The sequence below is a fragment of the Microvirga terrestris genome (assembly GCF_015694425.1).
Lineage (GTDB): Bacteria > Pseudomonadota > Alphaproteobacteria > Rhizobiales > Beijerinckiaceae > Microvirga > Microvirga terrestris.
In genome coordinates this window covers 294623-313298 of record NZ_JADQDN010000002.1, presented here as the reverse complement: position 1 = coordinate 313298, position 18676 = coordinate 294623, and the positions used below count along the sequence as shown (strand labels likewise).

Annotated in this window: 18 protein-coding genes and 1 riboswitch; of the genes, 7 read left to right on the top strand and 11 right to left on the bottom strand. The window is 64.6% G+C overall.

Annotation, left to right across the window (positions count from 1 at the left end; genetic code table 11):
• Positions 1-3 precede the first annotated feature (3 nt).
• Entirely contained in the window at positions 4-1308 is a 1305-nt protein-coding gene (locus I2H36_RS05580) for a hemolysin family protein (RefSeq protein WP_196262875.1), read from the bottom strand.
• A gap of 162 nt (positions 1309-1470) precedes the next feature.
• Positions 1471-1562, top strand: a riboswitch (glycine riboswitch).
• 157 nt (positions 1563-1719) lie between these two features.
• Here I2H36_RS05580 and gcvT point away from each other — a divergent pair.
• The 5 genes from gcvT to gcvPB are packed head-to-tail and all read left to right on the top strand — an operon-like array spanning position 1720 to position 6695.
• Positions 1720-2868: a glycine cleavage system aminomethyltransferase GcvT gene (gene gcvT / locus I2H36_RS05575; RefSeq protein ID WP_196262874.1), complete on the top strand. Its 1149-nt coding sequence runs from the start codon at positions 1720-1722 to the stop codon at positions 2866-2868.
• Between the two features lie 25 nt (positions 2869-2893).
• Entirely contained in the window at positions 2894-3268 is a 375-nt protein-coding gene (gene gcvH / locus I2H36_RS05570) for a glycine cleavage system protein GcvH (RefSeq protein ID WP_196262873.1), read from the top strand.
• Positions 3269-3283: 15 nt separating this feature from the next.
• The gene (locus I2H36_RS05565) at positions 3284-3760 is read left to right on the top strand and encodes an OsmC family protein (protein ID WP_196262872.1); all 477 of its coding nucleotides are present in this window, start codon (positions 3284-3286) and stop codon (positions 3758-3760) included.
• 20 nt (positions 3761-3780) lie between these two features.
• Entirely contained in the window at positions 3781-5121 is a 1341-nt protein-coding gene (gene gcvPA / locus I2H36_RS05560) for an aminomethyl-transferring glycine dehydrogenase subunit GcvPA (RefSeq protein WP_196262871.1), read from the top strand.
• A complete protein-coding gene (gene gcvPB, locus I2H36_RS05555; protein WP_196262870.1) occupies positions 5121-6695 on the top strand; it encodes an aminomethyl-transferring glycine dehydrogenase subunit GcvPB in 1575 nt (524 codons plus the stop codon). The genes gcvPA and gcvPB overlap by 1 nt, the downstream gene beginning before the upstream one ends.
• A gap of 171 nt (positions 6696-6866) precedes the next feature.
• Here gcvPB and I2H36_RS05550 read toward each other — a convergent pair whose 3' ends face one another.
• The 9 genes from I2H36_RS05550 to I2H36_RS05510 all read right to left on the bottom strand — a co-directional run bounded on the left by I2H36_RS05550 (position 6867) and on the right by I2H36_RS05510 (position 15349).
• The gene (locus I2H36_RS05550; protein WP_196262869.1) at positions 6867-7517 is read right to left on the bottom strand and encodes an HAD family hydrolase; all 651 of its coding nucleotides are present in this window, start codon (positions 7515-7517) and stop codon (positions 6867-6869) included.
• Positions 7518-7584: 67 nt separating this feature from the next.
• Positions 7585-8070 carry a F0F1 ATP synthase subunit B family protein gene (locus tag I2H36_RS05545; RefSeq protein ID WP_196262868.1) on the bottom strand — a complete coding sequence of 162 codons (486 nt, stop codon included), beginning with the start codon at positions 8068-8070 and terminating at the stop codon, positions 7585-7587.
• 13 nt (positions 8071-8083) lie between these two features.
• On the bottom strand, positions 8084-8632 hold the full coding sequence (locus I2H36_RS05540) for a F0F1 ATP synthase subunit B family protein (RefSeq protein ID WP_196262867.1): 549 nt from the start codon (positions 8630-8632) through the stop codon (positions 8084-8086).
• Positions 8633-8865: 233 nt separating this feature from the next.
• Positions 8866-9090: a F0F1 ATP synthase subunit C gene (locus tag I2H36_RS05535; RefSeq protein WP_009764739.1), complete on the bottom strand. Its 225-nt coding sequence runs from the start codon at positions 9088-9090 to the stop codon at positions 8866-8868.
• 54 nt (positions 9091-9144) lie between these two features.
• The gene (locus tag I2H36_RS05530) at positions 9145-9873 is read right to left on the bottom strand and encodes a F0F1 ATP synthase subunit A (RefSeq protein WP_196262866.1); all 729 of its coding nucleotides are present in this window, start codon (positions 9871-9873) and stop codon (positions 9145-9147) included.
• Between the two features lie 59 nt (positions 9874-9932).
• Positions 9933-10304, bottom strand: a complete 372-nt coding sequence (locus I2H36_RS05525; RefSeq protein WP_196262865.1) for an AtpZ/AtpI family protein — start codon at positions 10302-10304, stop codon at positions 9933-9935.
• Between the two features lie 320 nt (positions 10305-10624).
• Complete coding sequence (smc, locus tag I2H36_RS05520) at positions 10625-14083, bottom strand: chromosome segregation protein SMC (RefSeq protein WP_196262864.1); 3459 nt, start codon at positions 14081-14083, stop codon at positions 10625-10627.
• Between the two features lie 45 nt (positions 14084-14128).
• Entirely contained in the window at positions 14129-14767 is a 639-nt protein-coding gene (locus tag I2H36_RS05515; RefSeq protein ID WP_196262863.1) for a DsbA family protein, read from the bottom strand.
• 72 nt (positions 14768-14839) lie between these two features.
• Positions 14840-15349, bottom strand: coding sequence for a DUF721 domain-containing protein (locus I2H36_RS05510; RefSeq protein ID WP_196262862.1), 510 nt, complete (start codon positions 15347-15349; stop codon positions 14840-14842).
• Positions 15350-15406: 57 nt separating this feature from the next.
• On the opposite strand from I2H36_RS05510, the gene mutY reads away from it, so the two are divergent.
• Positions 15407-16525, top strand: a complete 1119-nt coding sequence (gene mutY, locus I2H36_RS05505) for an A/G-specific adenine glycosylase (protein WP_196262861.1) — start codon at positions 15407-15409, stop codon at positions 16523-16525.
• A 57-nt stretch (positions 16526-16582) separates the two neighbouring features.
• Here the strand turns inward: mutY and I2H36_RS05500 are convergent, their stop codons facing one another.
• Entirely contained in the window at positions 16583-17479 is an 897-nt protein-coding gene (locus tag I2H36_RS05500) for a LysR family transcriptional regulator (RefSeq protein WP_196262860.1), read from the bottom strand.
• A 320-nt stretch (positions 17480-17799) separates the two neighbouring features.
• Here I2H36_RS05500 and I2H36_RS05495 point away from each other — a divergent pair, with 320 nt between their 5' ends.
• Positions 17800-18666 (top strand): alpha/beta hydrolase, encoded by an 867-nt coding sequence (locus tag I2H36_RS05495; protein WP_210330953.1) that lies wholly within the window; start codon positions 17800-17802, stop codon positions 18664-18666.
• The last annotated feature ends 10 nt before the right edge of the window (positions 18667-18676 follow it).

The following is an 18676-nucleotide window of genomic DNA, read 5'->3' as shown; positions in this document are numbered from 1 at the left end:
TACTTAATAAAGAACGGCCGCGCCCGCTCTCTGATTGAGCGGGGCGGCCAGCACCTTGTCGATCCGGCGCTCGTCGAGGTCGATCACCTCGAAGCGCCAGCCGAGGGTCTCCACGTGTTCGCCTGTGGCCGGCAGGTGCTGCAACTCGCTGATTACCAGGCCGCCGACCGTGTGATAGCTGCGGGTCTCGGGCAGGGTCACGCCGAGGATCTCGGCCATCTCGTCCACCGGCATGGAGCCGGCGAGCAGCCAGGAGCCGTCCTCGCGCCGGACGGCGTCGGGCTCCGGCGCCTCGCCGTCGGACCGGAAGGCGCCCACGATGGCCTCCAGGGCATCGGCCGGGGTCACGACCCCTTCAAAATGGCCGTACTCGTCATGGACGACCGCCATGGGCACCTCGGAGTCCCGCAGGATCGCAAGAGCGTCCAGAGCGTAAAGCGTGTCCGGAATGACCGGCGCCTGCTGCAGATGCTTGCGGATTTCGAGGGGCTGGCCGGTCAGCATGGCGGCCAGAAGCTCCCGCGACTGAACGACGCCGATCACATTGTCGGGGGTGCCCTCGCTCACCGGTAGGCGCGAATGCGGCGTCTCGATCAGCAACTGGCGGATCGTCTCCTCGTTATCCTCGGTATCGATCCAGTCCACGTCTGTCCGGGGCGTCATGAGGCCGCGCACGGTCCGGTCGCCGAGGCGAAGCACGCCTGAGATCATGCGGCGCTCCTCCTCCTCGATTACGCCGGCGCTCTCGGCCTCGCCGACGAGCATCTTGATCTCCTCTTCGGTGACGGTCGAGGAATCGTCCGACTTGGTTCCGAAAAGGCTGAAGATCAGAGTGGTGGAGGCATTCAGAAGCCAGACGGCTGGCGCTGCGACCTTCGAGACAACCAGCATCATCGGGGCCATGGCGCAGGCAATGCCCTCCGGGTGGCGCAGGGCCAGCTGCTTGGGTACAAGCTCGCCCACCACGATGGACAGGTAGGTGATGATGCCGATGACGATGCCGTAACCGAGAGGCTCGGCCGCACCCTCGGGCATGCCCTGGCTTAAGAAGATATCCGTCAGCCGGCCTCCCAGCGCCGCGCCCGAAAAGGCGCCGGCCAGGATGCCCACCAGGGTGATGCCGATCTGGACCGTGGAGAGGAAGCGGCCCGAATCCTCCATGAGAGTCAGGGCCGTGCTGGCGCCGGAACGGCCCTGCTCGGCCATGGCCTTGAGGCGAGCCCGGCGGGCTGACACGATGGCAAGTTCGGAAAGAGCGAAGACGCCGTTGAGGGCGACGAGAGCGAGAGCGATGATCAGTTCGAGCAACGATGCGTGGAGCTGCTGACCGGATCAGGCCGCGCTTCTCCCCTTCTGTGACAGATGGCCCTAAGATGGAGCCTGGAGGGCGTGGCGTCAATTAAAGGGTGAACAGGCTCGGCTTGCTTTGTTGACAGGAGGCCAATTCCTCTTCAGAGCTTAGGCCAGCCGATGATCCCCGCGGAAGAGTCCGGACCTTAGTGTCCGGCGCCGAAGGCGCAACCGCCCCGGAAACGCTCAGGCCAAAGGACCGCGCGGGAGCTGGCACTCTGGAAAGCGACGACGTGTGAAAGCGTCGTCCACCGACGGGCGTAACCTGGGGCTTTTGCCCCGAGGGAAATCTCTCAGGTCTCGGGACAGAGGGGGCGCAGAGCAACGGGCCGCAAGGCTCGATGAAACGCGCACCTTTGAGGGAAACCGATGGCCGAGCCAGCGCACAGCGACGAGCCGCTCCTGAAAACCCCGCTCCACGCGGAGCATGTGGCGCTTGGCGCCCGCATGGTGCCGTTCGCCGGCTTCGACATGCCGGTGCAATACCCCACCGGCATCCTCACAGAGCACAACTGGACCCGTAAGCATGCGGGCCTGTTCGATGTCTCGCATATGGGCCAGGCTTTCCTGGTCGCTGAGGACAAGAGCCACGAGACCGTGGCCAAGGCGCTGGAAGCCTTGATCCCCGCCGATGTCGTGAACCTCAAGCCCAACCAGCAGCGCTATTCGCAGCTACTCGCCGATGACGGCGGCATCCTCGACGACCTCATGGTCACCCGCGTCGGCGCTTCGGGGCATGAGGGCTGGCTCTATCTCGTCGTCAACGCCTCCATGAAGGAGCAGGACTACGCTCATATCCAGGCGCGTCTGCCGAAGGGCGTGAGTCTGAACCGCAAGGACAACCTCGGCCTGATGGCCTTGCAGGGGCCTTCCGCGGAAGCCGTGCTGGCGAAGCTTTCGCCTGAAGCCGCCGCGCTCTCCTTCATGATGGCGGCCGATGTGCAGATCGGCGGCATCTGGTGCCATGTGTCGCGCTCCGGCTACACCGGCGAGGACGGTTTCGAGATTTCGTGCAAGGGCGAGGATGCGGCAAAGCTCTGGACCACCCTGCTGGCCGATCCGGAAGTGAAGGCCATCGGCCTCGGCGCACGCGATTCGCTGCGCCTCGAAGCGGGCCTCTGCCTCTACGGCCACGACATCGACACCACCACATCGCCCATCGAGGCCGGCCTGATCTGGTCGATCCAGAAGCGCCGCCGCGAGGAGGGAGGCTTCCCTGGTGCCGCGCGCGTTCAGCGCGAGATCAAGGACGGTGCTGCGCGCGTTCGTGTCGGCATCAAGCCGGAAGGCCGCGCTCCGGCCCGCGAGGGCAGCGTCATCACCACGCCAGACGGACGCGAGGTCGGCATCGTGACCTCCGGCGGTTTTGGCCCCACGGTCAACGGCCCTGTCGCCATGGGTTACGTTGCGAAAGACGTCTCCGCCGTCGGCACCGACCTGCATCTCATCGTTCGCGGCAAGCCGCTGCCGGCCAAGGTCGCAGCCATGCCGTTCGCTCCACACCGCTACAAGCGCTGACATCACTATCAAGAGGGAATTCATCATGACTACGCGCTACACCAAGGATCACGAATACATCCGCGTCGAGGGCGATGCCGGCATCGTCGGCATCTCCGATTATGCCCAGGGCCAGCTCGGTGACGTGGTGTTCGTGGAGCTGCCCAGCGTCGGCAAGAATCTGTCGAAGGGTGATGAGGCGGCCGTCGTCGAGAGCGTGAAGGCGGCTAGCGAAGTCTATGCACCCGTCTCCGGCGAAGTCGTCGAGGTCAACAGCGAACTCGAAGCTTCCCCCGGCACCGTCAACGAGGATCCGGCCGGTCGCGGCTGGTTCATGAAGATCCGCCTCACGAACCAGAGCGAGCTCGACGGCCTCATGACCGAAGAGCAGTACCAGGAATTCGTGAAGTCGATCTCCTAAAAAGAGAACACGGGCATGGCGCACGAATACAGGGCGACGATCCGCTGGGCGCTGGGTGCGGAGGAAAACTTCTCCGACAACCGCTACAGCCGCGGTCATACGTGGTCCTTCGATGGCGGCATCGAAGTTCCCGGTTCATCATCACCCTCCGTCGTGCCGTTGCCGTTCTCGCGGGAGGATGCGGTCGATCCGGAAGAGGCGTTCGTGGCAGCAATCTCAAGCTGTCACATGCTCACCTTCCTGTCGATCGCCGCCAAGAAGCGTTTTGTCATCGACCGTTACGAGGACAAGGCACTCGGAATCATGACGAAGAACGAGAACGGCAAGCTCTTCGTCTCCAAAGTGGTTCTCGATCCGACCATTGAATTCTCAGGCGACAAGCAGCCGACGCCTGAGCAGATTGCCGACATGCACCACCTCGCCCATAAGGAATGCTTCATCGCCAACTCTGTGCTCACGGAGATCGTCGTGGCGGGCATTCCCTCGCATTAACAAACAAGGTTCTTTCGCCGATGCGTTATTTGCCTTTGTCCGACACCGACCGCAGCGAGATGCTCGCGCGCATCGGCGTCAACCATGTCGATGAGCTGTTCGCCGACGTGCCGAAGAACCTGCTCCTCAAGGAGCCGGTGGACCTGCCGCGCCGCAAGGGCGAGCTCGATGTGGAGCGCATCCTCTCCCGCATGTCCGCCAAGAACATTCCGGCCTCGTCGGTGCCGTTCTTCGTCGGTGCCGGCGCCTACAAGCACTATGTGCCGGCCACCGTCGATCACCTGATTCAGCGCTCCGAGTTCCTGACAAGCTACACGCCGTATCAGCCGGAGATCGCTCAAGGGACGCTGCAATACCTCTTCGAGTTTCAGACTCAAGTTGCCGCGCTCACTGGCATGGAGGTGGCGAACGCCTCCATGTATGACGGCTCCACCGGCACCGGCGAGGCGGTGCTCATGGCGCACCGTGTCACCAAGCGCCGCAAGGCCGTGCTCTCCGGTGGCCTGCATCCGCACTACGCCGATGTGGTGCGGACGCTCTCCGAGATGTCGAGCGACGACGTCGTCACCATGGCACCCGACGTGGGCGCCAGCGAGGACATCCTGTCCCAGATCGACGACAGCGTATCCTGCGTGGTCGTTCAGTCGCCGGACGTCTTCGGCAACGTGCGCGACTTAAAGCCCATTGCCGACAAGGCTCACCAGCATGGTGCTCTCCTGATCGCCGTGTTCACGGAAGTGGTATCGCTCGGTCTGCTCAAGTCTCCCGGCAGCCAGGGGGCCGACATCGTGGTGGGCGAGGGGCAGTCGATCGGCAATGCGTTGAACTTCGGCGGGCCTTATGTGGGCCTCTTCGCCACCCAGTCCAGGTTCCTCCGCCAGATGCCGGGCCGCCTCTGCGGCGAGACCGTGGATGCGGACGGCAACCGTGGCTTCGTGCTTACGCTCTCAACTCGCGAGCAGCATATCCGCCGCGACAAGGCGACCTCGAACATCTGCACCAATTCGGGCCTGTGCTCGCTGGCGTTTACCATTCACATGACGCTGCTCGGCGAAGCGGGCCTCTCGCGTCTCGCCCGCATCAACCATGCGAACGCGGTAAAGCTGGCCGATCAGCTGGCCTCCGTGAAGGGCGTGGAGGTGCTCAACGCGACGTTCTTCAACGAGTTCACCGTGAAGCTCTCAAAGCCCGCGGCGGACGTGGTCGAGCGTCTGGCCGAGAAGGGCGTGCTCGCGGGCGTGCCCGTGTCGCGCCTGCTGCCAGGTGCCGGTCACGACAACCTGTTGCTCGTCGCTTCCACCGAAGTGAACACCGATGATGACCGTGCGGCGCTCGTGGCCGCCTTGAACGAGGTTCTGTGATGTTGAACCGCCAGGGACGTCCCTCTTCCGCCGGCCAGGCCGGCACCGCTGAGCATCCGACTTTCACCGGCAACAAGGCGCTGGCGCAGATCGAGCCACTGCTGTTCGAGATCGGCCGTTATGACACGACCGGCGTCGATCTCGACGAGCCGGAGGATTTCAAGCCGCGCCTCGGCGGGCTGGAGCGCAAGGAGCCCATCGGCCTGCCGGGCCTCTCCGAGCCAGAGACCATGCGCCATTACGTGCGCCTCTCACAGCAGAACTACGGCATCGACACGGGCCTGTTCCCGCTCGGTTCCTGCACCATGAAGCACAATGCGCGCCTCAACGAGCGCATGGCGCGCCTGCCGGGCTTCTCGGACGTGCATCCCCTGCAGCCGGTCTCCACCGTGCAAGGTGCGCTGGAGCTGATGAACGAGCTCGGCCGTTATCTCGTCACGCTCACCAACATGACCGCCGTGGCGCTCTCGCCGAAGGCCGGCGCCCATGGCGAGCTCTGCGGCATGATGGCGATCAAGGCCGCCATCGAGGCGAAGGGCGAAGGCGCGACCCGCAACGTGGTGCTCGTGCCCGATTCAGCCCACGGCACGAACCCGGCGACCGCCGCTCTCATCGGCTTCAAGGTGAAGCCGGTGCCGGCCCGCGAGGACGGCTGGGTGCATGTGGAGGACGTGAAGGAGCGTCTCGGCCCCGATGTGGCGGCGATCATGCTCACGAACCCCAACACCTGCGGACTTTTCGAGCCGCAGGTGGCTGAGATCGCCAAGGCGATCCACGATGCGGGCGCGTACTTCTACTGCGATGGCGCGAACTTCAACGCGATCGTCGGCAAGGCGAAGCCCGGCGATCTCGGCGTCGATGCCATGCACATCAATCTGCACAAGACCTTCTCGACGCCTCACGGCGGCGGCGGCCCGGGCTCCGGCCCGGTGGTGCTCTCCGCACGCCTCGCGCCATTCGCCCCGGTGCCGTTCGTGCGGATGAAGGATGGCAGCTTCGAGCTGGTTGAGCAAAACAATGAGGCCGGCGGCACCGCCGCCCCGTTCGGCCGCATGACCGCTTTCCATGGCCAGATGGGCATGTATGTGCGCGCCCTGTCCTATATGCTGTCCCATGGTTCGGACGGCATGAAGCAGGCTTCCGAGGATGCGGTGCTCAACGCCAACTACATCCGCGCAGGCCTCGCCGATCTGATGTCGCTGCCCTTCGGCAACAAGCCCTGCATGCACGAGGTGCTGTTCGACGATGCGTGGCTCAAGGATACCGGCGTGACCACCCTCGACGTGGCCAAGGCCATGATCGACGAGGGCTACCACCCGATGACCATGTACTTCCCGCTGGTGGTGCATGGCGCCATGCTGATCGAGCCGACCGAGTCCGAATCGAAGGCGTCCCTCGACCTCTTCATCGCCATGCTGCGCGACCTTGCCATGTCCGCGAAGAATGGTGACACGGAGCGCTTCACCGGCGCCCCCTATCACGCCCCCCGCCGCCGCCTCGACGAGACCCGCGCGGCAAGGACCCCGGTGCTCAAGTGGACGCCATCGGCGCCGGTCGCGGAAGCGGCAGAGTGAGGCTCCTTAAACTGCAAATGCCCGGCTAAGTGCCGGGCATTTTCTTTTGATGAGGATCAGATTCGTCATCCTGGACAGAGCGTAGCGGAGCATCCGGAATCGCGTGCCGAGAAAGTGCCTCGTCCTGCAACCGATCCCGGATCGGCTTACGCCATCCGGGATGACAAGTTGTCACTCAAGCATCTGCACGGCGCTTCTCAAGTCTGCCATCCGCTCGATAATCGTGCGAGCATCTGCTTGTTTCAGCTTCTCCGCATGCTCCGGCCCGCAATGAGCGCCGCCGACAAAGCCGATCACGCGCATGCCGGCGGCAAGCGCACCCTGAACTCCTGCGGCTGAATCCTCGATTACGATGCAATCCTGCGGGCTCACGCCCATTTGCTCTGCCGCATGGAGAAACAGATCCGGTGCCGGTTTGCCGCGTGAGACCTGTGTGGCGCTGAAGATGTGGTCGAACAGGGCCGACAGCCCTGTGATGCGCAGCGATAGTGCGATCCGGTGGGGTGTGGACGAGGAGGCGACGCAGCGCCGGTAGGGAAGCGAGAGGATGGCCTCGCGGACGCCCTCGATCGGCTTCAGGTCCGTCTCGAACTTGGCGAAGAGTGCGCTGTCCAGCTGCGCTCCCAGATCGGCGGGAAGCACGCAGCCATGCTCCGCCTCAAGGCGCGCCACCATGTCCTTGAAGCTGACGCCGACGAACTTCCGGGCGATGACCTCAGCCGAATAGGGCAGTCCGATCCTTGTGAGGATCTGGGCGTCGATCTCGCAGGCAAGCGCCTCGGAATCGACCAGCACTCCATCGCAATCGAAGATCAGCAGCATGGTGGTCTCCAGCAAAAAGGCCGCCTCGGAGGGCGGCCTTTGAGATATATCTGCTTCGCAGGAAGCCTTACTGGAGCTTCGTGCGCACGTCGTTGAGGCTCGATGTGACGAAAGAAGCCGCGGTGGCACCGGTGATCTCGTCGCGCAGGACGCGCTCGGACGCCTTGATGGCGGCGTCGATAGCGGCGGCGCGCACCTCGGCTGATGCCTGTGCCTCGGCCTGAGCGATCTTCGCCTCGGCGGTCGCAGTGCGGCGCTTCACGAAGTCGGCCATCTTCTCCTGGGCTTCGGCGGCGAGGCGCTCGGCCTCGGCGCGGGCGTTGGAGACGATGTCTGCAGCCTCTTGCTCAGCGGCGGCGCGCTTGGCCTCGTACTCCTTGAGGAGCCTCTCGGCATCCTGACGCAGGCGCTTGGCCTCGGTCAGTTCGTCGGCAATGCGCTTGCCGCGGGAATCGAGCTGGTTCATCACCTTGCCTGGGACACCTTTGTAGAACAGGATACCCCAGAAGATGACGAAGGCGACCGCAACCCAGAATTCAGCGCTTTGGAACATGCGGATCTCCTGATCAGGCCTTGATCTGGTTGAGAGCAGCTTCGACCTTCTGCGGGGCCGGAGCCTTGCCGGTGAGGCGCTCGATGATGGCGGAGGCCGTGTCGCGGGCGATGGCGTCCACGTGGCTCATGGCCTCGGCTTTCTTGCCCGAGATGGTGGCCTCAGCCTCGGCCAGACGCTGGTTGAGGTCGGCCTCGAGCGCCTTGCGCTTGGCATCGCTCTCAGCGGACAGCTTGGCACGCGTTTCTTGAGCCAGGGCCTGAGCGCGGCCCTTCGCCTCGGCGAGGGATCTCTCGTAGGCCGTACCAGCTTCTTCCGCGCGGGACTTCATGGCGGCCGCGTCGTCGAGATCGCTTGCGATCATCGCGCGGCGGTTCTCGATGATTCCGCTCAGGCGCGGCAGGACCAGCCGTGAGAGCAGGGTGTAGAGCACCACGAAGGTGATGGCGAGCCACAGGAGCTGACCAGCATAGGTTTCCGTCTCGAAGGGCGGGAACCCGATATCTTCGTGAGCGCCGCCGTGGGCCTCAGTTGTGGCATGGGTCGTTTGAGCCTGAGCCATAGAGCAGATCCTAAGGATAAACGTTCCTAGCATCGGCCCCAAAAGTGGAATGCACTTTTGGGATTTAGCCGATGCATAATTCCTAGACTGGCGCATCGTCGGACGCGGAAAACCGGAACCACTTTTCCGCACGATGCGCCGGAAACATGAATGACGGCGGTTGAGCCCGCCGTCACCCCTGTTGAGGCGAAGCGCGGGAAGCGCGCCTCAACCTCCCGATCACCGTCTTGAGATTAGGTGAAGAGCAGAACGAGAGCGACGACGAGGCAGAAGATGCCGAGACCTTCCGCGAGCGCGGCGCCGATGAAGGCGCGGGCGAACTGGCCGTCGGCAGCCGACGGGTTGCGCAGGGCGCCCGAGAGGAAGTTACCGAAGATGTTGCCGACGCCCATAGCGGCGAGGCCCATGCCGATGCAGGCGAGGCCCGCGCCGAGGAACTTGAAAGCAACCGGATCCATTGTGATCTCCTTGGGAATAACGTGATCGGGAGGGTAGGTTAACTCAGCGCAGACCTAGTGGCCCGGGTGCAGCGCGTCGTTCAGGTAGATGCAGGTCAACACCGTGAAGACGTAGGCCTGCAGAGCGGCGACGAGGAACTCGAGCGCCATGAGAGCAACCGCCATGAGGAGCGGCAGCGGAGCGAGAATCGTCAGAGCGCCGCCGGCCGCCAGGAGGCTGACCACGAAGCCTGCGAAGACCTTCAGCGCGATGTGCCCCGCGAGCATGTTCGCGAAGAGACGCAGGGACAGCGAGATCGGGCGGGACAGGAAGGAGATGAGCTCGATCACCACGATGAAGGGCAGGAGCCAGGCCGGCACGCCCGACGGCACGAAGAGGCCGAGGAAGTGGGTGCCGTGCTTGATGAAGCCGTAGACCACCACAGTGCCGATCACCAGCATCGCTAGCGCGAAGGTGACGATGATATGGCTGGTGACCGTGAAGAAGCCGGGGATCATGCCAAGCAGGTTTGCCGTCAGCACGAACATGAAGAGCGAGAACACGAGGGGGAAGAACTTCATCCCTTCCTTGCCGGTCGCATCGACCAGTGTGTTCGCGACGAAATCGTGCAGCACTTCCGCTACCGACTGGGCGCGGCCCGGAACGACGGCGCGCTTGCGGGTGGCGTACAGGAGGCCGCCCACGATCACGGCGGCAGCGCCGATCATGAAGGCGGACGAATTGGTGAAGTTGATGACCGGAATGATGGGCTTGATCTGGAATTGTTCGATCGGGCTCGCCATGATCCGCTCTCAAAAGTTCGCTGTTGCCAATGCCGTTCGGCGCTCGAAGTCGAAGTCCGTTACCGCTTGTCGTCATACCGGGCGGGTTTGACTACCCCGGCTGCTCGCATCAGATTGAGCATCCCGGCGCAGAAGCCGAGTATCAGACAAACGATCAGACCCCAAGGGGAAGATCCGAGCAGGTAGTCGATGATCCAACCCAGGATCCCGCCGGCCGCAACTCCTGCAACGAATTCGGCTGAGAGCCTGAAGGCTTGGCCGAGGGCAGTGGAGTTGGACGTCGGGCGGGCGCGAGGTTCCGACTCGGCTCGTTGAACGGATGCTTGAGAAATCCGGGCATCGAGCGATTTCAGTCTCGCTGACAGGTCGGCATCATCGGCGCTGCTCGGTTTCCCTTCATTTTCGCCGTTCCGCTCGTGAGGGTCCGCCATTGCGATCTCCTGTGAAGCGTTGCGGGAAAATGCCTGGAAACCAGCCCCGAAAGCCGGGCGCACCATATGAGCGGGGGTTACCCCTGTCAAGAACCGTCTGAAAACAACTAAGTAATTGATATTGCTCTAATATGATCGGTTTTGTGCAGGCTTGGGCGGAAAGCGCACATGTTTTTGAGGCCGAAGCGTGGCGGAGGCTTCAAAGCCTTACAGCATCGGACCTAGAAGTGGAATCCACTTCTAGGATTGATCCGATGCTTCATTTCTTAGTTGGCGCATCGTTCGTGCGGAAAACCGGAACCACTTTTCCGCACGATGCGCTAAGCCACCTCAAGAATGCGCTCTGCGCTCTGCAGGTCGACGGAGACCAGCTGCGAAACCCCACGCTCGGCCATGGTGACGCCGAACAGGCGGTCCATACGGGCCATGGTGATCGGGTTGTGGGTGATGACCACGAACCGGGTCTCGGTCTGGCGGGCCATGTCCTCCAGGAGGGCGCAGTAGCGCTCCACATTGGCGTCGTCGAGGGGCGCGTCGACCTCGTCGAGCACGCAGATCGGCGAGGGGTTGGTGAGGAACACGGCGAAGATCAGCGCCGTAGCGGTGAGCGCCTGCTCGCCGCCGGAGAGCAGGGTCATGCTCTGGGGCTTCTTGCCGGGCGGGCGGGCGAGGATTTCGAGGCCGGCTTCGAGCGGATCGTCCGAATCGACCAGGGTCAGCTCCGCCGTGCCGCCGCCGAACAGGGTGCTGAAGAGCTGCTTGAAATGGTTGTTCACCACATCGAAAGCGGCGAGCAGCCGCTCGCGGCCCTCGCGGTTGAGGCTGCCGATCGCCTGGCGCAGGCGCTTGATGGCCTCGACGAGATCGTCTCGTTCGCCTGCGATGCTGTTGTACTTGGTTTCGAGCTCGGTCAGCTCCTCGTCGGCGCGCAGGTTGACGGCACCCAGGCGCTCCCGGTCGCCCTTAAGGGAGTGGAGCTTGGTCTCGATCTCCGCATGCGGCGGAAGCTCGGTCGCCTCCTTCAGGCCCGCGAGCTCGATGAGACCGGCCGGGGTCGTCTCGAGGTTTTCCGCAATATTGTGGGTGATCTCAGCGAGGCGGGCCACGGCGGCTTCGTGCCGGGCCTGTGAGCCTGCACGGGATTCGCGCGCAGCCGAGAGCGCTTCGAGCGCCGCGCGGGCGGTGCGATCCGTCTCGGCGAGGCCGGTCTCCGCATCGGCAAGGCGGTCGGCCGCTTCCTTGCGCTTCGCCTCGGCCTCCTCGACTTCTGCAATCAATGCGCGGCGGCGCTGAAGATAGGTGTCGGGTGCCTCCAGCAGGCGCTGGTGTTCGTCCTGGGCGCGCTCCAGGCGCTCGCCCAGATCCTCGAAAGCCCTGGCGGCGCGGGCGGCGCGCTCGGTCCACAGGCGGATATCGGCCGCGAGGGCCTCCTGCCGACGCCGCCGCAGCTCGGCTTCGTGCATGAGCGATTGCAGGGCGGCCCGTGCCTCGGAAGCGGCGGCCCGGCGCTCTGCTACGCGGGTGCGCTCCTCGAGCAGACGGCTTTCCAGATCCGGCGCGGGGGCGAGGTCCTGCAGGGCACCTTCGGCATCCTGCACACGCTCCAGCGCTTCCGCCTCGCTTTCCGAGAACCGGGTCAAGCCCTCCTGCAGGGCCGAGCGGCGCTGGCCGAGCTCGGCTTCCTTGCGCTCGATGGCCGTCAGGCGGGTCCGGGCGGTATCGAGGGCCTGACGGGCCTGACGGGCAGCCTCGATGGCCTGCATTTCATGGGATGCAGCCCTGCGGACAGCCTCGAGGGCCGCTTCGGACTCGTGCCGCAGGTGCTCGGCCTGCTCGCGGGCCGCCGCCGCCTCGCGCTCCAGGTCGCCGAGGCGGTTCTTTTCGGCCAGGCGCCGGGCCGCCGGGGAGGGCGCCTCTGCGGCGTTGGTGAAGCCGTCCCAGCGCCACACGTCGCCTTCCTGCGAGACCAGCCGCTGGCCGGGCTTGAGGAGCGCACGCAGGCGGAGGCCATCGGCCCGGCCGACCACGCCGATCTGGCGCAGGCGGCGCTGCAGTTCGGCCGGCGCGCGGGCGAGATCGGCCAGCGAGCGGACGCCTTGCGGCAGGGAGGGGTCGCTCTCGCCGGCGCCGGTCATTTCCCAGTGGGCAGGAGCGGAAGGATTGGTCGAGGCTTCGAGATCGTCGCCAAGCGCCGCGCCCAGGGCGGCCTCATAGCCCTTCTCGACCGTGATCTGGTCGAGGGCCGGAGGCCACAGGTCGCCGGTGGCGGAGGTCACGAGCTTGGCCAGGGTGAGTGCTTCGGTCTCAAGCCGCTGCGCCTTGCGCTCGGCCTCATTCAGAGGCTGACGCAGGCGGTTCTCGGCCTCGCGGGCGACCGACAGGGTCTCACGCGCCTCGAGCACCGCCTCTTCGGCCGATTGGGCGCTCTCCTCGGCGATCGCCATCTCCTCGCGGAGATCGCCCAAGGAGGGGCCGTCCTCGGTCGAGCCGGCGAGGGCGGCAATCTCGCGCTCAAGCCGCTCTTTCTCGGACCGGAAACGGGCGGCGCGCTCCATCTCCTCCCGCACGGCACGCTCCAGGGCGGCACGGCGGGCATTGAGGTCGGAGGTCTGGGCCTGAAGAGCCCCCAGGGCGGCCTCGGCCTCGTGCAACTCCGCCTCGGCGGCGTGGAGGCGCTCCTCGGCCTCGGCGCGGACATCGTCCGCCCCATCGGTGGTGAGCGCGATCTCGGCGGCCTCGGACTGGAGTCGCTCGATGGTGGCCTGGGCGTCGGTGCGCTGGGCGGCCTCGCGGGCAATGTCCCGGTTGAGGTCGCCGATATGGCGCTCCAACTCCGTCACGCGCTCCTTGGAGCGGCGTTCCTCCGATTCGAGCTCGTTGCGGGCATGGGTCAGGCGCTGCAGGGCGGCCGCGGCGGCGGCTTCCTCCTGGCGCAGGCCCGGAAGTGCATGGGCAGCGACCGCCTGGGCGGTAGCGGCGCGAGTCTGCTCCTCGGTGGCATCGGCCACAGCCTTGAGGGCCTCAGCGACCTGGCGTTCGGCCGTGGCGGCCTGCTCGCGCGCCTCGGAGAAGCTGATGGCGTACATCAGGGCTTCAAGCCGGCGGATCTCGGCCGAAAGATTCTTGTAGCGGGAGGCTTGGCGGCCCTGGCGCTTCAAGCTCTCGATCTGGCTTTCCAGCTCGCGGATCACGTCCTCGACGCGAACGAGGTTGTCCTCGGCGGCCTTGAGCCGCAGCTCGGCCTCGTGGCGGCGGGCATGGAGACCCGCGATGCCGGCGGCGTCTTCGAGGATGCGGCGGCGGGCCTGGGGCTTAGCCGAGATGATTTCACTGATCTGGCCCTGGCGGACGAGGGCGGGCGAGCGGGACCCGGTGGCGGCATCGGCGAAGAGGATCTGCACGTCGCGGGCGCGCACTTCCTTGCCGTTGACCCGGTAGGTCGAGCCTTCCTCACGCTCGATCTTGCGCGAGATTTCCAAGAGATCGCTGTCGTTGAAGGCGGCGGGCGCGGTGCGCTCCGCATTGTCGATGGTGAGCATCACCTCGGCCCAATTGCGGGCCGGACGGCCGCCGGAGCCGGAGAAGATGACGTCATCCATCCCCGTGGCGCGCATGTTCTTGAAGGAGTTCTCCCCCATGACCCAGCGCAGGGCTTCGACAAGGTTGGATTTGCCGCAGCCGTTGGGGCCGACCACGCCGGTGAGGCCCGGCTCGATCAGGAAGTCGGTGGGCTCGACGAAGGTCTTGAAGCCTGCAATGCGAAGGCGCGTCAGCTTCATGGACGCGCCTTCCCGTCCCGCCCCAAAGGGGCAGGGGAGGAGAGCTTACTCTCCCAGGATCGGCTTGATGACCTTTTCAATCTCATCGATCGACAGGCTTCCAGGATGACGCTGACCATTGATGAAGAAAGTGGGCGTGGAGTCCACACGGAACTGCTCCATACCCCGGTTCTTCACCGCGTTGACTGCGTCATATAGTTTCTGGTCCTTGAGGCAAGCGTCAAATTTTTCCTGTGAAAAACCCGCTTGGCGCATCAGCCCGCGCAGAGCGTCAAGGGGCTTGTCGGTGAACGCCCAGTTCTTCTGCTGCTCGAAGAGCAGGTCCGTGATCGGATAATATTTGTCGGCGCCGTCGCAGCGGGCAAGCATGAAGCCGGCCGTAGCGAGCGGGTCGAGGGGGAACTCGCGCAGGACGAAGCGGACCTTGCCCGTATCGATGTAGCGCTTCTTCAGCTCCGGCCATGTGGTCTTGTGGAAGTTCGCGCAGTGGGAGCAGGTGAGCGAGGCATACTCGATAATGGTCACCTTGGCGTTTTCCGGACCCAGGGCCACATCGCCGAGAGGCCCCTGAACCGCGAGATCGGACACGGCCACGTTCTGGGCGAAGGCAGGCAGGCTCGTGGCGAGGTACGCGGTGACGGCTGCGGTTCCGAGAAGCTGAAGCGTCTGACGCCGGGTGATCATCGTAAGGGAACTCCTGAAGGGATTTCGTTCTGCGGTAGAATGCCTGACCTTAAGAGGCAAGCGCCGGATATCTCACGCTTTCGTGCGTGAACCTGAGCTGACGATTGCCTGGCCCAGCCGGTCGAGGGCCGCCTTGAGGGCCTCCTCCTCGATAGGCTGAACGGCCCTGTCGACCTTCTCCCGGTCTGCCGGGGTGAGGGCAGGAAGGAACGGGCGCTTCTTCTCGACCCGTCGAACGGGCCCTTGTTTCAGCACCATCTTCCCGATGCAGCGCCAGCCGTAATAGGTGTTCACCCGGTCGATGATGGTAGGCGCCATGTGCTGGAGCTCGAGGGCAAAGGCGCTCTCCACCCGGATCACGAGGGTCGCCGGATCGGGCCGCGTCTCCGGGTCCGCATGGGGGGCTTTGCGCTTCCACTCGATCTTGAGGGGCTGGGTAAAGGCGGCCAGCCGCTCGCCGACGATATCGGGCCAGGCCATGATGATGTCCGACGTGGCGAAGCCCTGCGCCGCCAGGCTGGGGGACAGACAGACGTCGAGAAACTCGGCGAGGGGGCGGGCAAGTGGCCGCGGTCGTCTCATGTTGAATGTCCAAAAGCCGCGTTGGAATATTCGGTATAGAACGCTATTCCAAAGCCCATGTTAACGCCCGCTTCGAGCGCAACCAAGCCCGACCCGCAGGATCTTCTCGTCTGGTACGACCGTCACCGGCGCGACCTGCCGTGGCGCGCCAAGCCGGGCGAGACCGCAAACCCTTACCGCGTCTGGCTCTCTGAGATCATGCTGCAGCAGACGACGGTCACAGCGGTCAAACCCTATTACCTGAAGTTCCTGGAGCGCTTCCCCACGGTCGAGGCCCTTGCGGAAGCGCCTTCGGATGCGGTGATGCACGCCTGGGCCGGGCTCGGCTATTATTCCCGCGCCCGCAACCTTCACGCCTGCGCCAAAGCGGTTGTGGACAAGCACGGCGGGCAATTTCCACCGACCGAAGGCGAACTCCTGAAGCTTCCCGGCATCGGCGCCTATACGGCGGCGGCGGTCGCGGCCATCGCCTTCAACGAGAAGGCCGCGGCGGTCGATGGCAATGTGGAGCGGGTCATGTCCCGCCTGTTCATGGTCGAGGAACCACTGCCGAAGGCCAAGCCGCTGATCCGGAGCCTCACCGAGGCACTGGTGCCTGAGGACCGTCCGGGCGACTTCGCCCAGGCCGTGATGGATCTCGGCGCCACCATCTGCACGCCCAAGCGACCGGCCTGCGCGCTCTGCCCCTGGATGGCGCCCTGCCGCGCCCGGGCCGAGGGCCTGCAGGAGACCTTTCCGAAGAAGCAGAAGAAGGAGACCGGGCAGTTGCGAAAAGGCGCGGCCTTCGTGGTTTTGCGCGCCGACGACACGATCCTGCTGCGCACCCGCCCGCCCACGGGATTGCTCGGCGGCATGGTGGAGCCGCCGACGAGCGAATGGGTGCCGGATTACCAACCCTCCCGGGCCGTGCTCGACGCCCCCATCGAGGCCCGTTGGCAGCGCCTGCCGGGCATTGTGCGCCACGTTTTCACCCATTTTCCGCTGGAGCTGACGGTGCTCTTCGCCAAAGTCGCAAAGGGAACGCCGGCACCGGACGAGATGCGCTGGACACCGCGGCTTCAGCTGCACGAGGAGGCGCTGCCAGGTGCGATGAAGAAGGTGCTGGCGCATGCGCTTGGCGAGCTGCCGGGTGCGAAGGTGAAAGCACCGGGGCAGAAGCAGGCGAAGGGTGCCTAAAAACGGTCGAAACCACACTCTGCCCTCATCCTGACGAGGTCGCATGCCAGAAAGGCATCACCCGCCGACGAGCGCCTTCTGATTGCGCTTGAACAGCGCGGCGAGCGCATTCGCCACCCGGGTCACGTTCGGGCGGTTCCGGCTCCGGCGGTGCATGACGAGGAACACGTCCTCGATCAGGTCGCCCTCCGGCTTCATCACCTGCACGAGGTCGGGGTCCGAATCGCCGAGCCAGCAGGGGAGGAAGGCGGCGCCGAGGCCTGCTTTCGCCGCCTGATAGCGGATCGGCATATCGCCAATGCGGGCCGCGATGGTGCGGCCTTGCGCGAAATCGGCCACATAGGCCGCCTGCCGCGATAGGGTCGGATCCTCCGGCGGCGCGATGACGGCTGTGGGGTTCTCGTTAAGGGCATAGATGGCGAAGGCGATCTGGCCGATCTTGCGTGCGACGAGATCGTCCGTGCCCTCCGGCAGGGTGCGCATCCGCAGGCCGATATCGGCTTCTCCGGAGGCTAGATCGAGCTGCTGCCTTGTCGGGATGTAGGAGATTTCCACAGGCGCAGCGGCCTCGTGCAACTCCGCCGCATGAAGCGACATGAAGAGCGTGACCGAGGCTGTGGCCGTGATCCGCACGGGCGCATCGGGATCGGGCCGGTAGGCGGCGGCTGTGCGCGACACGATGGCGGCTGCCTCGCCCATGGGAGCGGCCGCGTCGAGGACGGCGTGTCCGGCCTCCGTCAGTTCGAGATTGTTCGGGCCACGTTGGAAGAGGGTGAGCCCAAAGGACTCCTCCAGCACCTTGATGCGCCGCGCGATGGTCGGCTGGCTCTGGCCCAGCGCCTTGGCGGCGCTGTTCATCGATCCATGAGCCACCACGGCGAGAAAGATCCGCAGATCGTCCCAGGACGGTTCGGTGAGGGCGAAGCGGAAGGAATCGAGACACGAACGAGCCATGAGAGGATGCTAAAGCGCTGAACCGGGTTCGGCATAGGGGAATGTTCCAGCCTGGGGACAAGCCGCACCATCGCGCGGATGCAGGTCCCGCGCAGTCCGGCAGAAGCGTAGGAGACCTCTTCAGTTTTGAGGGAGGAGCTGGGCCTTCACAAACTCTTCAGTTTGGGTGAAAAGAACCGTCCCGATATCGAAGGACATCAACCGTGCGCCTCATCCGTTAGCGACGCCATCCGACAAAACATCGTGGCCGAGGAGCCACATCTTTTGGCGCCGAAACACATGTTTCGGCCGGATCATGACGCATGGATGAAGGAATCATCATGTCTGACAGCAATCGCGCCGTTATGCGCGGAACCATTCAATCAGGCCCGTTCGAACTGGCCTATTCCATCGAGGGCGAGGGAACGCCTGCTCTCGTCATCGGCAGTGCGGTCTATTATCCGCGGATCTTCTCGCAGGATTTACGTCAATCCCTGAAGCTCGTCTTCTCCGATCATCGCGGCTTCGCGAAAGCAAGCGGCGATATCGAACCGTCGGATTACACGCTCGATGTCGTACTCGATGATATCGATCTCGTCCGCCGGCGTCTCGGTCTGGAGAAGGTGATCATCGTCGGCCATTCCGGCCATGGATACATGGCGCTGGAATATGCCAAGCGCTATCCGCAGCATGTTTCCCATGTGGTGATGATCGCTACCGGCCCGAGTCACAGCGCCGCGCATCAGGCAGCGACGGAGCAGTATTGGAATGAATCCGTCTGCCCCGAACGGAAGGCAAGACTCGATGCCGACCTCGCCGGGCTGCCGGCAGAGATCGAGGCGGCGCCCGACAGGCGCTTCGTGACCTTCTGCGTGAGGATGGGCGCGCGAAGCTGGTACGATCACACGTTCAACGCTGCGGTTTTGTGGGAGGGCGTGCATGTGAACATGCCGGTTCTCGATCATCTCTGGGGCGAAGCCTTTCGCGACATTGATATCGCACAGGGGCTGGACCGACTTAACGTGCCGGTGTTCCTGGGGCTCGGTCGCTACGATTATCTCGTAGCGCCCTACGCCACATGGGCTCCGTACCGTGAGCGTTTCAGCGATCTGACCGTGCGCGTGTTCGAGAAGAGTGGGCACACGCCGCAATACGAAGAGAGTAGTCTCTTCGATGCGGAGCTGGTGCGATGGCTAGCATCGCATTGATGTCTTGAGC

Coding starts and splice junctions, on each gene's coding strand:
- gcvT (WP_196262874.1), top strand. CDS start 1,720: ATGGCCGAGCCAGCGCACAGCGACGAGCCGCTCCTGAAAACCCCGCTC.
- gcvH (WP_196262873.1), top strand. CDS start 2,894: ATGACTACGCGCTACACCAAGGATCACGAATACATCCGCGTCGAGGGC.
- I2H36_RS05565 (WP_196262872.1), top strand. CDS start 3,284: ATGGCGCACGAATACAGGGCGACGATCCGCTGGGCGCTGGGTGCGGAG.
- gcvPA (WP_196262871.1), top strand. CDS start 3,781: ATGCGTTATTTGCCTTTGTCCGACACCGACCGCAGCGAGATGCTCGCG.
- gcvPB (WP_196262870.1), top strand. CDS start 5,121: ATGTTGAACCGCCAGGGACGTCCCTCTTCCGCCGGCCAGGCCGGCACC.
- I2H36_RS05550 (WP_196262869.1), bottom strand. CDS start 7,517: ATGCTGCTGATCTTCGATTGCGATGGAGTGCTGGTCGATTCCGAGGCG.
- I2H36_RS05545 (WP_196262868.1), bottom strand. CDS start 8,070: ATGTTCCAAAGCGCTGAATTCTGGGTTGCGGTCGCCTTCGTCATCTTC.
- I2H36_RS05540 (WP_196262867.1), bottom strand. CDS start 8,632: ATGGCTCAGGCTCAAACGACCCATGCCACAACTGAGGCCCACGGCGGC.
- I2H36_RS05535 (WP_009764739.1), bottom strand. CDS start 9,090: ATGGATCCGGTTGCTTTCAAGTTCCTCGGCGCGGGCCTCGCCTGCATC.
- I2H36_RS05530 (WP_196262866.1), bottom strand. CDS start 9,873: ATGGCGAGCCCGATCGAACAATTCCAGATCAAGCCCATCATTCCGGTC.
- I2H36_RS05525 (WP_196262865.1), bottom strand. CDS start 10,304: ATGGCGGACCCTCACGAGCGGAACGGCGAAAATGAAGGGAAACCGAGC.
- smc (WP_196262864.1), bottom strand. CDS start 14,083: ATGAAGCTGACGCGCCTTCGCATTGCAGGCTTCAAGACCTTCGTCGAG.
- I2H36_RS05515 (WP_196262863.1), bottom strand. CDS start 14,767: ATGATCACCCGGCGTCAGACGCTTCAGCTTCTCGGAACCGCAGCCGTC.
- I2H36_RS05510 (WP_196262862.1), bottom strand. CDS start 15,349: ATGAGACGACCGCGGCCACTTGCCCGCCCCCTCGCCGAGTTTCTCGAC.
- mutY (WP_196262861.1), top strand. CDS start 15,407: ATGTTAACGCCCGCTTCGAGCGCAACCAAGCCCGACCCGCAGGATCTT.
- I2H36_RS05500 (WP_196262860.1), bottom strand. CDS start 17,479: ATGGCTCGTTCGTGTCTCGATTCCTTCCGCTTCGCCCTCACCGAACCG.
- I2H36_RS05495 (WP_210330953.1), top strand. CDS start 17,800: ATGTCTGACAGCAATCGCGCCGTTATGCGCGGAACCATTCAATCAGGC.